Below are 15268 nucleotides of genomic sequence, written 5' to 3'. Positions count from 1 at the left end.
CCGATTGTATTCATGCTTGCGTCCCCACTTTTTGACCTGAGGCAGCTTTAGGTGGCTTTACCCTTCTCGAGGTAAGTGGGCACAAGTTTGATTTTCAACAGGATCTTGATGAAGGGGCTGTGCTTGAATGCGCAAAAAACTGGGAGTTTATCGTGTTTCAACAACTGCAACGCCACCTGGTCGAACAGGCCCCCCGTCTCTTGCGCCGCCCCCTCAGGCTGGTGCCCTTCACCCTGCAGCAGAACCTGATGGAAGCCCTGCTGGCACAGGTTTTCAGGGAGGCCATTGCGGATGGGGACTTCGCGTTCCTGGCGGGCAAGTGGCTCAAGGTCGAGGTGACGGATCTCGACCTCTGCTGGTTTATCAGCGAGCGGGACGGGAAGCTGGTGGTGGCCCGCCAGTGCGAGCGACCCCATGTCTGCTTCAGTGGCAACAGCCAGGATCTCATCCTGATTGCTGGCCGCAAGGAAGACCCCGATTCCCTCTTCTTCCAGCGCAGGCTGAGGATCGAGGGGGATACCGAGCTGGGTCTGGAGGTGAAAAACCTGATGGACAGCCTGGATCTCGACGGGCTGGGGTTGATGAAGTATCCCCTGATGGATCTGGCGAGCCTGATAGAGCGCGTCCGTGCCGACGGGCAATCAGTGCGGGAGCCGGCGCCTGCGGTCTGAGCCGCGTTTCAGTTGCCTGGCCAGGCCTCTGGCATGGTGGCGGTGAAGGCGCCGTGCCCACAGACAGCGGCAGCCCCAGAGGCAGGGAAGCAGTGCCAGCAGCGGCGTGGTGTCCGGCAGGCGCAGCAGCGTCAGTCCCAGCGCCAGCCACAGAAAGGGCTGCGCCTCATAGAACCATTCTGGTTGCAGCCAGCGCTTGGCCGGAAAGATGACCAGATCGGTGCGCCTGTAATTGGATCGCATCATCCAGATGAGAGCCCCCACCACGAAGAGCAGGGCGGCCGCGAGCCAGAGCAGGGGAGAGTGGGCCAAGAGCCAGAGCAGGGCGGCCAGAAGCAGATAAGCCTGCGGCAACTGTTCGTAGATCCAGGGAGGAAGCATGGGCGGGCTCCATGACGGTGGCTCCATCCTGTTAAGGTTAGCCCGCGGGATCTCCTCTCTAAGGCCGGTTGGTTATACGAAGAGCCTTTTTTGTTCTGAAATGCAGGGCCAGAAGCGGTGCCAAAATAGCGATTGGTTATGTTACAATTGCGCGCCATTTTTGACTGAAGATTGACTGGGCATGTTGGATCAGATTCGAATCGTGTTGGTAAACACCTCTCACACCGGCAACATGGGATCCGCGGCGCGGGCCATGAAGACCATGGGGCTGACCCAGCTGGTACTGGTCGATCCGCAAGCCTTGCCAGACGAGGAGGCCGTCGCCCTGGCGGCGGGAGCCAGCGACATCCTGGCCGGCGCCCGTATCGTGTCGACGCTGGATGAGGCCATCGCCGACTGCGGCCTGGTGATCGGTACCAGTGCCCGCTCCCGCACCCTGAGCTGGCCCATGCTGGATCCCCGCGAAGCGGGCGAGAAGCTGGTTGCCGAGGGGATGCAGCATCCGGTGGCGCTGGTGTTCGGCCGCGAGCGCACCGGCCTCACCAACGACGAGTTGCAGAAGTGTCACTACCACGTGGCCATTCCGGCCAACCCGGAGTACAGCTCGCTAAATCTGGCCATGGCGGTGCAGACCCTCTGCTACGAGGTGCGGATGCGCTGGCTTGCGGTGCAGGAGCAGGTTTCGTCGGAATCGGACGCGGATCGGGTGGCCTATCCCAGCGCCCTTCAACTGGAAGGCTTCTATCAACACCTGGAGCAGACGCTGCAAAAGACGGGCTTCATTGCCGATGACCACCCCGGTCACGTGATGAGCAAGCTGCGCCGCCTGTTCAATCGGGCACGGCCGGAAGCCGCCGAGTTGAATATCCTGCGCGGCATCCTCACCTCGGTCCAGAAACCCAGGCCGCAGGATTAATCCCGACTGATTTACTCAAGCATATACTTGACTGATTTAGTCGGGTATGTGACCATGTGCCTTATATTGATTGGTTTGCTAGACGGTAAGGCATATGAGACTGACCTCAAAAGGACGTTACGCAGTGACAGCCATGCTAGACGTGGCGTTGCATGCAGAGCAGGGGCCCGTTCCCCTCGCCGATATTTCAGAGCGCCAGGGCATCTCCTTGTCCTATCTGGAACAGCTGTTTGCCCGTCTGCGCAAGCATGGTCTGGTGAGCAGCGTGCGCGGCCCGGGCGGCGGTTATCGCCTCGGTCTGGCCCCCGGCGAGATCTCGGTCGGTCAGGTGATCACCGCGGTCGATGAGTCGGTGGACGCCACCAAGTGTCTCGGCAAGGGGGGCTGCCACGGCGGTACCCAATGCCTGACCCACTCCCTGTGGCGCGATCTGAGCGAGCGCATCTCCAGCTTCCTGGGGGACATCACCCTGGCCGAGCTGGTCGGTCAGGCCGACGTGCGCCGCATTGCCGGCAAGCAAGATGAACAAATGAAGACCGTGTTGTCCCTGGTTGACCGGGCGGAACGCGGTGATGTGAGCTTGAAAGTCCAACTATAAACGTGCTTTCCACGACGAGTCGCTGTGTGACCCCGTCGTAACGGAGAAAAAGATGAAACTGCCTATTTACCTTGATTATTCGGCAACCTGTCCGGTGGACCCGCGTGTCGCAGAAAAAATGATGCAGTGCCTCACCATGGACGGCCTGTTTGGCAATCCTGCCTCCCGTTCCCACCGTTTCGGCTGGCAGGCCGAAGAGGCGGTGGATCTGGCCCGTAATCAAGTGGCAGAGCTGATCGGTGCCGACCCGCGCGAGATCGTCTTCACCTCCGGCGCGACCGAGTCCAACAACCTGGCCATCAAGGGCGTCGCCCATTTCTACGCCGGCAAGGGCAAGCACATCGTCACCTCCAAGACCGAGCACAAGGCCGTTCTGGATACCTGCCGCCAGCTGGAGCGCGAAGGCTATGAGGTGACCTACCTCGAGCCCATGCCCAACGGCCTGTTCACGCTGGAACAGATCGAAGGAGCCCTGCGCGATGACACCATCTTGGTCAGCATCATGCACGTCAACAACGAGATCGGCGTGGTACAGGACATCGCCGCCATCGGCGAACTGTGCCGCTCCCGCAAGATCCTGCTGCACGTGGACGCCGTCCAGAGCGTGGGCAAGATCCCGGTGGACGTCGAAGCACTCAAGGTCGACCTGCTCTCCATGTCCGCCCACAAGGTGTACGGCCCGAAAGGGATCGGTGCCCTGTACGTGCGTCGCAAGCCCCGTGTGCGCCTGGAAGCCCAGATGCACGGTGGCGGCCACGAGCGCGGCATGCGCTCCGGTACTCTGCCGACCCACCAGATCGTCGGCATGGGCGAAGCCTTCCGCATCGCCAAGGAAGAGATGGCGAGTGAGAGCCAGCACATCATGGCCCTGCGTCAGCGCCTGTGGAATGGCATCAAGAACATCGAAGAAGTCTACATCAACGGGGATCTGGACCACCGTGTGCCGGGCAACCTGAACGTCAGCTTCGCCTACGTGGAAGGGGAATCCCTCATCATGGCGCTCAAGGATCTGGCGGTCTCTTCCGGCTCGGCCTGTACCTCTGCCAGCCTGGAGCCTTCCTACGTGCTGCGCGCCCTGGGCCTGAACGACGAGCTGGCACACAGCTCCATCCGTTTCAGCATCGGCCGCTTCACCACGGAAGAGGAAATCGACTACGCAATCAAGCTCATCTGCGACTCCATCGGTCGTCTGCGCGAGATGTCCCCCCTGTGGGAGATGTTCAAGGACGGCGTCGATCTGAACACGGTCGAATGGGCACATCACTGATCCTTGCCAAGTTGGCAAGTGTTTGGTGAACAACGGAATTAGCAGGAGTTAGATATGGCTTACAGTGAAAAAGTAATCGACCACTACGAGAATCCCCGCAACGTCGGTGGGTTCGACAAGAATGACCCCAGCGTCGCCACCGGCATGGTAGGTGCGCCGGCCTGCGGCGACGTGATGAAGCTGCAGCTGAAGATCAGCGATGACGGCATCATCGAAGATGCCAAGTTCAAGACCTACGGCTGCGGCTCCGCCATCGCCTCCAGCTCCCTGGTGACCGAGTGGGTCAAGGGCAAGACCCTGGACGAAGCGGCCGGCATCAAGAACACCGACATCGCCGAAGAGCTGGCGCTGCCGCCGGTGAAGATCCACTGCTCCATCCTGGCGGAGGATGCCATCAAGGCCGCCATCGCCGATTACAAGCAGAAAAAAGGTCTTTAAGTCCGGAGAGCAGTATGGCCATAACCATGACAGATGCCGCAGCGGCACGGGTTTCCTCCTTCATGACCAACCGGGGCAAGGGCATAGGCCTGCGCCTCGGCGTCAAGACGACCGGCTGTTCGGGCCTTGCCTATGTGCTCGAGTTCGTGGATGAGCTGGCCGCCGAGGATCAGGTGTTCGAGCAGAAAGGTGTCAAGATCATCGTGGATGCCAAGAGCCTGATCCACCTGGATGGCACCGAGCTGGACTTCGTGAAGGAAGGCCTCAACGAGGGTTTCCAGTTCAACAACCCGAATGCGAAAGGCGAATGCGGTTGTGGCGAAAGTTTCAGCGTGTAGGCGGGCCTGACGGCCAGGTGTCAGTGCCTGATGCCTTGCTCATCAACACGGTGGCATGGGCGCCCGCCCATGCCACCGCTCTCTTCAAGACGAGTGTGATTGCGGTACCAGCGGTATTGTCTGAGGACGTACGATGAATCATTTCGAGCTGTTCGGGCTGGCAGAGGGCTTCGAGCTCGATACTCGCCAGTTGGCTGACACCTACCGTCAGTTGCAAGCCCGGTTCCACCCCGATCGTTTTGCCACCGCCCCCGAACGGGAGCAGTTGGCTGCGGTGCAGCGTGCCGCCCAGATCAACGATGCCTTCACCACCCTCAAGGCGCCCCTGCGCCGAGCCGAATACCTGCTCTCCCTGCGCGGTACCGAACTGCGTGGCGAGCAGCAGACGCTGCAAGATCCGGTCTTCCTGATGCAGCAGCTGGAGTGGCGTGAACGCCTGGCCGAGCTGAAAGGAGAGGCGGATCCTGAGGGGGCGATCCAAGATTTTCGCCGCGAGATCAGGCATGATCACCAGTCTCTGATGCAACGGCTGACCCAGGCTCTCACCTCGGGTGAGGATCTGATCGCCGCGGATTGCGTCCGCAAGCTCAAGTTTGTCGACAAGCTCCTCGAGGAGCTGGAACGATTCGAAGACTCGCTGTTCGAGTCTTGACCCTCTAACGCAGGAATTGTGATTACCCATGGCATTACTGCAAATCGCCGAGCCAGGCCAGAGCGCCGCGCCTCATCAGCATAAACGGGCCGTCGGCATCGATCTCGGCACCACCAACTCCCTGGTTGCCGCCGTGCGCAGCGGCCAGGCCGATACCCTCTGCGACGAGCAGGGGCGTTTCCTGCTGCCTTCGGTGGTGCACTACCAGGATGCAGCCATCCGTGTCGGCTTCGATGCCAAGCGTGAAGCCGCCCTCGATCCCCACAACACCATCGTCTCGGTCAAGCGGATGATGGGCAAGGCGTTGGCGGACATGGATACCCGTCAGCAACCCTATGAATTCGTGGCCGCCGAGAACGGCATGCCCCAGTTGCAGACCCGCCAGGGGCTGGTCAACCCGGTGCAGGTCTCGGCCGAGATCCTCAAAGCCCTGGCCGAGCGCGGTGCCCGTACCCTGGGGGGCGATCTCGACGGCGTGGTCATCACTGTGCCCGCCTATTTCGACGACGCCCAGCGCCAGGGCACCAAGGACGCGGCCCGCCTGGCCGGCCTGCACGTGCTGCGCCTGCTGAACGAACCCACTGCCGCGGCCATCGCCTACGGCCTCGACTCCGGTCAGGAAGGGGTGATCGCCGTCTATGACCTCGGTGGCGGCACCTTCGATATCTCCATCCTGCGCCTGCATCGCGGCGTGTTCGAAGTGATGGCCACCGGCGGTGATTCCGCCCTGGGCGGCGATGACTTCGATCACCTGCTGGCGGACTGGCTGAAAGAACAAGCCGGTTTGTCCGGCCAACTCGACGCCCGCACCCAGCGCGAGCTGCTGGACCTGGCCGCCAGCGTCAAGCACGGCCTGACCGATGCAGACTGCGTCCCTTGCGCCTTCGCCGGCTGGCAGGGCACAGTGACCCGCAGCCAGTTTGACGCCCTCATCACCCCCCTGGTCAAGCGCACCCTGCTGGCCTGTCGCCGCGCCCTGCGCGACGCCGGCCTTGAACAGGAGGAGGTGCTGGAGGTGGTGATGGTCGGCGGCTCGACCCGGGTGCCCCTGGTGCGCGAGCTGGTGGGGGACTTCTTCCAGCGTCCGCCGCTCACCAGCATCGACCCGGACAAGGTGGTGGCCATCGGTGCCGCTATCCAGGCCGATATCCTGGTGGGCAACAAGCCCGATGCCGAGATGCTGCTGCTGGACGTGATCCCGCTCTCCCTGGGGCTTGAGACCATGGGCGGTCTCGCCGAGAAGGTGATCCCGCGCAACACCACCATTCCGGTGGCCCGCGCCCAGGAGTTCACCACCTTCAAGGATGGCCAGACCGCGATGGCGATCCACGTGGTTCAGGGGGAGCGCGAGCTGGTGGCGGATTGCCGCTCCCTGGCCCGCTTCACCCTGACCGGCATTCCGCCCATGGCGGCGGGGGCGGCCCACATTCGCGTCACCTTCCAGGTGGATGCGGACGGTCTCCTGTCGGTCAGCGCCATGGAAAAATCCTCCGGCGTGCAGGCCGAGATCCAGGTCAAGCCCTCCTATGGCTTGGCGGAGGAGGACATCCTCAGCATGCTGAGTGCCTCCATCGCCAACGCCCAGCAGGACATGGATGCCCGCATGCTGGCGGAGCAGCAGGTGGAAGCCGATCGGGTGGTCGAGAGCCTCAATGCCGCCCTGGCCGCCGATGGCGAGGCGCTGCTGAACGCAGCCGAGCGTGCCGAGATTGATGCTGCCATCGCCCATCTGCTGACCATGCGCAACGCGGGAACAACCGATCAAATCAAAGTGGCCATCGAGGCGGCGGATGCCGCCAGTGGCGAATTTGCAGCCCGCCGGATGGACGCCTCCATCCGCAAGGTGCTGACCGGACAAAACGTCAACAAGGTGTGATATGCCAAAACTGATTATTCTGCCCCATCCCGAGCTCTGTCCTGACGGCGCGGCCCTCGAAGGTGCGAGCGGCGAGACCATTCTGGATGTGGCCCTGCGCAACGGCATCGAGATCGAACACGCCTGCGAGAAGTCCTGCGCCTGTACAACCTGCCATTGCATAGTGCGCGAAGGCTTCGATTCCCTCGAGCCGAGCGACGAGCTGGAAGACGACATGCTGGACAAGGCGTGGGGACTGGAGCCGGAATCCCGTCTCAGCTGCCAGGCCAGGCTGGCGGACGAGGACCTGGTGGTGGAGCTGCCCAAGTACACCATCAACCTTGCCTCCGAACGCCACTGACGGCCGCCTGATTACACATGAGTGAATTGCGCGTGCAGCACTCGGCGGTGAAGTAGTGATATGGTGAAGGCCGTGACCCTTGAGGGCGCGGCCTTTTTTGTGCCCGTGATTTCCCTATTCGTTGATGAAGTGCCAATAAAAAGGAAGCAAGAGAACATGGCTGACATGATGAACGTACAATTATCCACCCAGGTTGCCGCTGCTGTCTGGGGGGAGGGGGCCCAACTCAGTTTCAGTGGTGACCAGGCCCTGATCCATCTGGGCAGCGTCCTTCAGGAGCAGGACGTGCTGCGCACCGTCCAGCGTGCGGCGCGTCGGCTCGAGTCGACCGGCATCAAGCAGGTCAGACTGGCCGGAGAAGGGTGGGATCTGGAACGTCGTTACGCCTTTGCCCAGGGCTTCTATGCCGCCAAGGGCGTGCGCGAGCTCGATTTCGGCGAGCAGAACGGCCAGGAGGCCGGCGAGCTGGCGGCCCTGCTCAAGGCGACCCACTGGGTGCGCGAGGTGACCAACGGCTGCCCGGAGGCAATCTACCCCATGAGCCTGGCGGAGTCCGCCCTGCTGCTCATCCGCAGCCTCGCCGGTGACAGGGTGACGGCCCGCATCACCGCCGGGGAGGCCCTGCGCGAATCCGGCCATATCGGGATCTGGTCGGTGGGTCGCGGCAGCGAGCGCGAGCCCGTGCTGCTTGAGCTCGACTACAACCCGACCGGGGATGCCAACGCTCCCGTGGTGGCGGCCCTGGTGGGCAAGGGGATCACCTTCGACTCCGGCGGCTACTCCATGAAGTCCTCCGACAACATGCTGCCGATGAAGTCCGACATGGGGGGAGCAGCCATGGTGACCGGTGCCCTGGCGCTGGCCATCAGCCGGGGCCTCGACAAGCGGGTCAAGCTCATCCTCTGCTGTGCGGAAAACCTGGTCTCCGGCCACGCCTTCAAGCTCGGTGACATCCTCACCTACAAGAACGGCATCTCGGTGGAGATCCAGAACACCGACGCTGAGGGTCGACTGGTGCTGGCGGACGGCCTGTTGGCCGCGAGCGAGAGCGGCGCCGCCCACATCCTCGACGCCGCCACCCTGACCGGTGCCGCCAAGACGGCGCTGGGCCGGGACTACAACGCCGTCTTCGCCCTGGATGAGGCAGAGCAGGTGCGCGCCCTCGCCGCCGCCCGTGCCGAGCACGAGAAGGCCTGGCCCCTGCCGCTCGAGTCCTGGCACGCGGGCCAGCTCACCTCGGCCTTCGCCGATCTGGGCAACGTGGCCTCCGCCGAAGGCACCGCCGGCGCCACCACGGCCGCCGCCTTCCTGTCGCGCTTCGTGCGTGACGAGGGCAAAGGCTGGGTACACCTGGATCTGGCTGCCTCCTATCAGAAGTCCGGCAACGATCTCTGGGCGACCGGTGCCAAGGGCCATGGCCTGCGCACGATTGCCCGCTGGTTGCAGGAGGTGGCTGAATGAACATCTGTTTGAATCACGAGTGGAGCCGTGAAGGGCACCAGATGCCAGCAGGCCAGGCCTGCGCATCCATGATGGCCCGCTGGCTTGCGGAGGTGGCGGCATGAACGTCTGGCTGAGCCGTGAATTTGCCGCCCCCGAGTGGGGCGAGGGGGCGCTGATCTCCCACCGCGCCGATGGCATGGTGATCCACCTGGTGACCGCGACTCCGCTGCTGGACATCCAGCAGGCGGCGCGACGCCTGTGCAGCCAGGGGATCCAGCAGGTGGTCCTGGCCGGCCACTGGGAGCGCGAGCAGCAGTGGGCCTTCGCCCAGGGGCTGCAGACGCCCAAGGCGGAGGTGGTGCTGCAGTGGGCCACCTCGTCCGAGGAGGACAGGGAGGAGCTGGAGGCGCGCTGGCTGTGCGGGCGCTGGGTGCGGGAGATGACCAATGCCACCCCGGAGCAGCTGGGGCCGCTGGAGCTGGCGGTGGAAGCCGCCGCCTTCCTCACCGAGCTGGCGCCGGACAAGATCAGCCATCGCATCCTCAAGGGCGAGGCGCTGCAACAGGCGGGCTGGGTCGGTCTCTATCAGGTCGGCCGTGGCAGCGAGCGCGAGCCCGTGATGCTGGAGCTGGACTTCAACCCTTGCGGTGACCCCAAGGCCCCCGTGGCCGCGGCCCTGGTGGGCAAGGGGATCACCTTCGACTCCGGCGGCTACTCCATGAAGACCTCCCAGGGCATGCTCACCATGAAGCACGACATGGGGGGCGCCGCCATCGTGACCGGCGCCCTGGCGCTGGCGATTCTGCGCGGCCTCGACAAGCGGGTGAAACTCATCCTCTGCTGCGCCGAGAACCTGGTCTCCGGTCATGCCTACAAGCTGGGTGACATCCTCACCTACAAGAACGGCACCACGGTGGAGATCGTCAACACCGACGCCGAGGGGCGGCTGGTGCTGGCGGACGGTCTGCAGCTTGCCGGGGAGTCCGGTGCTCCCCTCATCATCGACGCCGCCACGCTCACTGGCGCGGCCGTGATGGCGCTGGGGGGGCGCTACAATGCCCTGTTCGGTCTGGACAAGGGGCTGGTGAGCCGCGCCATGGCCTATTCAGATGCGGAGCAGGAGCCGGCCTGGCCCCTGCCGCTGGAACCCTGGCACCGCCAGCAGTGCCCGTCCCACTATGCCGACACCGCCAACAGCCGCCCCGTGCCGGGCGGCGGACCGGGGGGGGCCTCCAACGCGGCGGGCTTCCTCTCCCGCTTCGTCCCCAATGAGGGGAGGGGCTGGTTGCACGTGGATCTGGCCGCCTGCTTCAGCGAGAACGGTGACAATCTCTGGGCCCCCGGGGCCAACACCCTAGGAATGCGCACCATAGCGCACGCCCTGCTGGCGGAGACGCGTTCGGCCACCTGACGACAGAAGGGCACCCCAGGGTGCCCTTCTGACAACTGCTGGTTTGGTGAGCAATTTATGGCGTTTTGAGGCATTAGCATGATGATCGTGCGCAAGCGCACATTTTTTCTTAACGCCCCGGTACAAGATGAGTCACCATGTTGTTTCAAGGATTCTTTTGTTTAACAAAAAGTTGATTTTTTGTGTGTTATTTCGTTTTTTGTTTACGTATAATCGCCGCCGAACATGGATTCCTACAATAAAACTCTGTAGTTAAGGAAAGAACTCAATGGCTATCGAACGTACCTTCTCCATCGTCAAGCCGGATGCGGTCAGCAAGAACCTGATTGGTGCCATTTACAGCCGCTTCGAGAGCGCGGGTCTGAAAGTGGTTGCCGCCAAGATGCTGCACCTGAGCAGCGAGCAGGCCGCCGGTTTCTACGCCGAGCACCAGGGCAAGCCTTTCTATGATGCCCTGGTCGGTTTCATGACCTCGGGTCCCGTCATGGTGCAAGTGCTGGAAGGGGAAGACGCCATCCGCCGCCACCGTGAAATCATGGGCGCCACCAACCCGAAAGAGGCCCTGGCCGGTACCCTGCGCGCCTGCTACGCCGAGAGCATCGATCGCAACGCCGTCCACGGCTCCGATGCCCCGGCCTCTGCCGCCCGTGAAATCGCCTACTTCTTCTCCGACGACGAGATCTGCCCGCGCGGCTGATGTTGTCAGGTGTGACCAAGGGAGCCTCGGCTCCCTTTTGTTTTTTGGCCCTCCGCCCAATAACCTCTTATTCTCCAGGTGGAAAGCCGGACCCATTATTTGTACAATGCCGCCCCCTGACGTAGGTCAGCCGATAATTTATGAAGTGTGTGAGCTGAGGCCCCTGATGAGCGAAACAAAAACCAACCTGCTGGATCTCGACCGGGATGCCATGCGTGCCTTCTTCGTCGAGTTGGGCGAGAAGCCGTTCCGGGCAGACCAGATAATGAAGTGGATCTATCACTTCGGTTGTGATGATTTCGATCAGATGAGCAACGTCAACAAGGCGCTGCGCGAGCGGCTCAAGGCCATCGCCGAGATCCGTGCCCCCGAGATCAGCCGCGAGCAGCGCTCCGCGGATGGCACCATCAAGTGGGCCCTGCAGGTCGGCGATCAGGAAGTGGAGACCGTCTACATTCCGGAAGCGGATCGGGCGACCCTGTGCGTCTCCTCCCAGGTGGGCTGCGCCCTGGCCTGCACCTTCTGCTCCACCGCCCAGCAAGGGTTCAACCGCAATCTGAAAGTCTCCGAGATCATCGGCCAGGTGTGGCGCGCCGCCAAGGTCGTCGGTGGCAAGCGTCCCATCACCAACGTGGTGATGATGGGGATGGGTGAGCCGCTGCTGAACCTGGCCAACGTGGTGCCGGCCATGAAGCTGATGATGGACGACTTCGGTTTCAGCATCTCCAAGCGTCGCGTCACCCTCTCCACCTCCGGGGTGGTGCCGGCACTGGACATGCTGGGTGATCAGATCGACGTGGCCCTGGCCATCTCCCTTCATGCGCCGAACGACAAGCTGCGTTCCGAGATCATGCCGATCAACGACAAGTACAACATCGAGTCCTTCCTTGCCGGGGTTCGCCGCTATCTGGCCAAGTCCAACGCCAACGGCGGTCGGGTCACCGTGGAGTATGTGCTGCTCGATCACATCAACGACGACATGCAGCATGCCCATGAACTGGCCAAGGTACTCAAGGAAACCCCTTGCAAGATCAACCTGATCCCGTTCAACCCCTTCCCGGGCAACCCGTTCGGCAAGCCGAGCAACAGCCGCATCGACCGCTTCTCCAAGGTGCTGATGGAATACGGCCTGACCGTCATAGTGCGCAAGACCCGCGGCGATGACATCGACGCCGCCTGCGGCCAGCTGGTGGGGGAGGTGATCGACCGCACCAAGCGCACCATGAAAAATCGGATGCAACAGGATGGGATTTCCGTCAAAATGGTTTAACTCCTAAGCCATTGTATAGACAGGAAATGGATATCCGTACATTGATCGTAGTGGCAGCGCTCTGCGCGCTGCCAGGCTGTGTCACCGAGACCACCTATGCCGGGCAGAATTCGACCCAGCGCGAGGTGGGTCCCGATCTCAAGGCCGCCGCCCAGACTCGCCTCGATCTGGGGATCCAGTACCTGCGTCAGGGCAATGCCGAGCAGGCCAAATTCAACCTCGACCGCGCCCTCCAGTACGATCCCGGCAACCCTCAGGTCTATATCGGTTTCGCCTATTTCTACCAACAGGTGTCGGATTTCAAGGCGGCCGAGGAGAACTACAAGAAAGCGCTGGCCATGGACCCGACCAATGCTGACGCGATGAACAACTACGGCGCCTTCCTCTGCAACCGCGGCCGTTTCGAGGAGGCGGAGAAAGCCTTCCTGCAGGCGGTCAGCCAGCCCGATTACGTGAAAATCGCCGATACCTACGAGAATGCGGCGCTCTGCTCGATGCAAAATCACAGAAATGACAAGGCGAGTGAGTATTATCGCCTGGCCTTGGGGTATAATCCCCGCAATCCTAGGTTATTGCTGGACATGGCGGAGCTTTCCATGAAAGATGGCAAGCTGCCTGATGTTCAGTCTTACCTCGTTCGCTTTGCCGAAGTGGCGGAGGAAAACGAGGAGAGCCTCTGGCTCCGGCTGCGGCTGGCCCAGGCCATGGACAAACCGGCATTACTTCACCAATTCGGGACTGAGCTGGTAAGGCAATATCCCACTTCGCAACAAGCCAAGCGTTACTTAGCCAATGACTACTGAACAGCCACACGATTTCCAAGACGACTCCCAGGCAGTGGGCCCAGGCCAGCTGCTGCGCAACGCCCGTGAACAGCTCGGCTGGACCCGGGAACAGGTTGCGTCCCGCATTCACCTTCGTCTGACCCTGATCGCCGCCATCGAGGCGGATACCTACGACAAGCACACGTCCCACACCTTCATTCGTGGCTATCTGCGCGCCTATGCCAAGCTCGTCGGCATTCCCGAGGAGACAATCCTCGCCGCCTACGACAAGCTGGGACTGACGCCTCCCGACAACATCGACATGCAGAGCTTCTCCCGCCGCTCCCGCCAGCAGGCCAACGACAGCCGGCTCAAGGTGGTGACCTGGCTGGTGATCCTGGTGCTGATCGCCCTCTCCGTCGCCTGGTGGTGGCAGAGCACGGCGCGCCGCTCCGCCGGTGACGAGGCCCTGGCCGCCACCGAGATGAGCGGCATCGACAACACCCCGAGCGCTGCCGTCCCGACTGCGGTCGAGGTCGCCGCACCCGTGCTGCCCGCCACCTCTGATGCCGTCTCCACCGCGCCTGCAGTGAGCGATGCCGTCGCCACTGTGCCGGTCGCCGTGGCCGCGCCCAGCGCCGCCGTGACGACGGATGCCTCTGCCGCGGTGGCGACAGCGTCCCCTGCCGAGAGCGCGACCACAGAGCCGGCCAAGGCGCCACAGCTCAAGATGAGCTTCACCGCCGACTGCTGGCTGGATGTCAAGGATGCCAACGGCAAGACCCTGTTCAGCGGTCTGAAGAAGGCGAACGACGAGCTTGTGCTGGAAGGACCCGAGCCACTCAAATTCATCATTGGCGCGCCCATGGCGGTCAATCTCGAATACCAGGGCAAGTCCTTCGACATGAGCCGTTACAACAACGGCCGAACTGCCCGCTTCTCACTGCCGCAGGAGTAATCTGTTCGCCATGTCCGCACACGAATCTCCCATCGTTCGTCGTAAATCCAGGCAGATCATGGTCGGCAACGTACCGGTCGGGGGCGATGCCCCCATCACGGTGCAGACCATGACCAACACCAAGACCACGGACGTGGCCGCCACCGTCGAGCAGATCCAGCGGATCGAGCGGGTCGGTGCCGACATAGTCCGGGTCTCCGTGCCCACCATGGAGGCGGCGGAAGCCTTCCGTCTCATCAAGCAGCAAACCCGCATTCCCATCGTCGCCGACATCCACTTCGACTACCGCATCGCCCTGAAAGTGGCCGAGTACGGTGCCGACTGCCTGCGCATCAACCCGGGCAACATCGGTAACGAGGAGCGGGTGCGTGCCGTGGTCGACTGCGCCCGTCACTACAACATCCCGATCCGCATCGGCGTCAACGGCGGCTCCCTGGAGAAAGATCTCCAGGAGAAGTACGGCGAGCCGACTCCCGAGGCCCTGCTGGAATCGGCCATGCGCCACGTGGATTATCTGGATCGCCTCAACTTCGACAACTTCAAGGTGAGCGTCAAGGCGTCCGACGTCTTCCTCGCCGTCGGTGCCTATCGCCTGCTGGCCAAGCAGATCGATCAACCCCTGCATCTGGGTATCACGGAAGCGGGCGGCTTCAGAGCCGGTGCGGTCAAGTCCGCTATCGGCCTCGGCATGCTGCTGAGCGAGGGCATAGGTGACACCCTGCGCATCTCGCTCGCCGCCGATCCGGTGGAGGAGGTGAAGGTGGGCTTCGACATTCTGAAATCCCTGCGTATCCGCTCCCGCGGCATCAACTTCATCGCCTGTCCCTCCTGCTCCCGTCAGGAGTTCGACGTCATCGGCACCGTCAATGCCCTGGAAGAGCGGCTGGAAGACATCATCACCCCGATGGATGTCTCCATCATCGGCTGCGTGGTGAACGGCCCGGGGGAGGCGCTGGTCTCCGATCTGGGCCTCGCCGGTGCGGCCAACAAGAGCGCCTTCTACGAGGGGGGCCAGCGGGTCGACAGGCTCGACAACAAGGATCTCGTACCGACCCTGGAGCGACGCATCCGTGCCCGGGCGGCCATGCTGGATCCGGCCAACCAGATCCAGGTGGACAAAGGTTGAACCATGAAGGGGCCACCTGGGGTGGCCCCGGCTTTAGGTTATTGATTTTGAATCCCGCATCCGGGTACCCGATTTTACCTCGGGGTCGAAAATCCCTATAATGCGGCCAAATTTTACCTCTT

The 15268-nt window shown here is 62.5% G+C and carries 17 protein-coding genes; 16 read left to right on the top strand and 1 reads right to left on the bottom strand.

The features are described 5' to 3' along the window. The first annotated feature begins 152 nt into the window (after nt 1-152). Nucleotides 153-671: a ubiquinone anaerobic biosynthesis accessory factor UbiT gene (gene ubiT / locus BN1132_RS07995; RefSeq protein ID WP_042076657.1), complete on the top strand. Its 519-nt coding sequence runs from the start codon at nt 153-155 to the stop codon at nt 669-671. Here ubiT and BN1132_RS07990 read toward each other — a convergent pair. Next, nucleotides 642-1052 carry a hypothetical protein gene (locus BN1132_RS07990; protein WP_042076619.1) on the bottom strand — a complete coding sequence of 137 codons (411 nt, stop codon included), beginning with the start codon at nt 1050-1052 and terminating at the stop codon, nt 642-644. The two genes, ubiT and BN1132_RS07990, sit on opposite strands and share 30 nt — an antisense overlap. Nucleotides 1053-1233: 181 nt before the next feature. On the opposite strand from BN1132_RS07990, the gene trmJ reads away from it, so the two are divergent. The 15 genes from trmJ (at nt 1234) to ispG (ending at nt 15146) form a co-directional block, all read left to right on the top strand. Then, nucleotides 1234-1968 carry a tRNA (cytosine(32)/uridine(32)-2'-O)-methyltransferase TrmJ gene (gene trmJ / locus BN1132_RS07985; protein ID WP_042076617.1) on the top strand — a complete coding sequence of 245 codons (735 nt, stop codon included), beginning with the start codon at nt 1234-1236 and terminating at the stop codon, nt 1966-1968. A 94-nt stretch (nt 1969-2062) separates the two neighbouring features. Then, nucleotides 2063-2566: a Fe-S cluster assembly transcriptional regulator IscR gene (gene iscR, locus BN1132_RS07980; RefSeq protein ID WP_025327241.1), complete on the top strand. Its 504-nt coding sequence runs from the start codon at nt 2063-2065 to the stop codon at nt 2564-2566. A 52-nt stretch (nt 2567-2618) separates the two neighbouring features. Beyond that, the gene (locus tag BN1132_RS07975; protein WP_042076615.1) at nt 2619-3833 is read left to right on the top strand and encodes an IscS subfamily cysteine desulfurase; all 1215 of its coding nucleotides are present in this window, start codon (nt 2619-2621) and stop codon (nt 3831-3833) included. Nucleotides 3834-3887: 54 nt separating this feature from the next. Further along, entirely contained in the window at nt 3888-4271 is a 384-nt protein-coding gene (gene iscU / locus BN1132_RS07970; RefSeq protein ID WP_010675059.1) for a Fe-S cluster assembly scaffold IscU, read from the top strand. Between the two features lie 14 nt (nt 4272-4285). Continuing rightward, the gene (iscA, locus tag BN1132_RS07965) at nt 4286-4609 is read left to right on the top strand and encodes an iron-sulfur cluster assembly protein IscA (RefSeq protein WP_042076614.1); all 324 of its coding nucleotides are present in this window, start codon (nt 4286-4288) and stop codon (nt 4607-4609) included. Nucleotides 4610-4742: 133 nt separating this feature from the next. Further along, on the top strand, nt 4743-5261 hold the full coding sequence (hscB, locus tag BN1132_RS07960) for a co-chaperone HscB (protein WP_042076613.1): 519 nt from the start codon (nt 4743-4745) through the stop codon (nt 5259-5261). A 28-nt stretch (nt 5262-5289) separates the two neighbouring features. Next, entirely contained in the window at nt 5290-7137 is a 1848-nt protein-coding gene (gene hscA, locus BN1132_RS07955; RefSeq protein WP_042076611.1) for a Fe-S protein assembly chaperone HscA, read from the top strand. Nucleotide 7138: 1 nt separating this feature from the next. Beyond that, the gene (gene fdx, locus BN1132_RS07950) at nt 7139-7477 is read left to right on the top strand and encodes an ISC system 2Fe-2S type ferredoxin (protein WP_042076608.1); all 339 of its coding nucleotides are present in this window, start codon (nt 7139-7141) and stop codon (nt 7475-7477) included. Between the two features lie 156 nt (nt 7478-7633). Next, entirely contained in the window at nt 7634-8938 is a 1305-nt protein-coding gene (gene pepB, locus BN1132_RS07945; protein ID WP_042076607.1) for an aminopeptidase PepB, read from the top strand. 100 nt (nt 8939-9038) lie between these two features. Then, nucleotides 9039-10331, top strand: a complete 1293-nt coding sequence (pepB, locus tag BN1132_RS07940; protein ID WP_042076605.1) for an aminopeptidase PepB — start codon at nt 9039-9041, stop codon at nt 10329-10331. Nucleotides 10332-10599: 268 nt separating this feature from the next. After that, nucleotides 10600-11028 (top strand): nucleoside-diphosphate kinase, encoded by a 429-nt coding sequence (gene ndk / locus BN1132_RS07935; RefSeq protein ID WP_042076603.1) that lies wholly within the window; start codon nt 10600-10602, stop codon nt 11026-11028. A gap of 166 nt (nt 11029-11194) precedes the next feature. Next, nucleotides 11195-12298: a dual-specificity RNA methyltransferase RlmN gene (locus BN1132_RS07930; RefSeq protein WP_042076601.1), complete on the top strand. Its 1104-nt coding sequence runs from the start codon at nt 11195-11197 to the stop codon at nt 12296-12298. A gap of 11 nt (nt 12299-12309) precedes the next feature. After that, complete coding sequence (gene tapF, locus BN1132_RS07925; RefSeq protein ID WP_084202675.1) at nt 12310-13101, top strand: PilW family type IVa pilus biogenesis/stability lipoprotein TapF; 792 nt, start codon at nt 12310-12312, stop codon at nt 13099-13101. Beyond that, on the top strand, nt 13091-14020 hold the full coding sequence (locus tag BN1132_RS07920) for a RodZ domain-containing protein (protein ID WP_042076599.1): 930 nt from the start codon (nt 13091-13093) through the stop codon (nt 14018-14020). The genes tapF and BN1132_RS07920 overlap by 11 nt, the downstream gene beginning before the upstream one ends. 10 nt (nt 14021-14030) lie before the next feature. After that, nucleotides 14031-15146 carry a flavodoxin-dependent (E)-4-hydroxy-3-methylbut-2-enyl-diphosphate synthase gene (ispG, locus tag BN1132_RS07915; RefSeq protein WP_042076598.1) on the top strand — a complete coding sequence of 372 codons (1116 nt, stop codon included), beginning with the start codon at nt 14031-14033 and terminating at the stop codon, nt 15144-15146. Nucleotides 15147-15268: the final 122 nt, after the last annotated feature.

It is taken from the genome of Aeromonas sanarellii, assembly GCF_000820085.1.
Taxonomy (GTDB): domain Bacteria; phylum Pseudomonadota; class Gammaproteobacteria; order Enterobacterales; family Aeromonadaceae; genus Aeromonas; species Aeromonas sanarellii.
The sequence above is the reverse complement of the archived record's forward strand: the minus strand, read 5'-3'. Positions and strand labels throughout refer to the sequence as shown.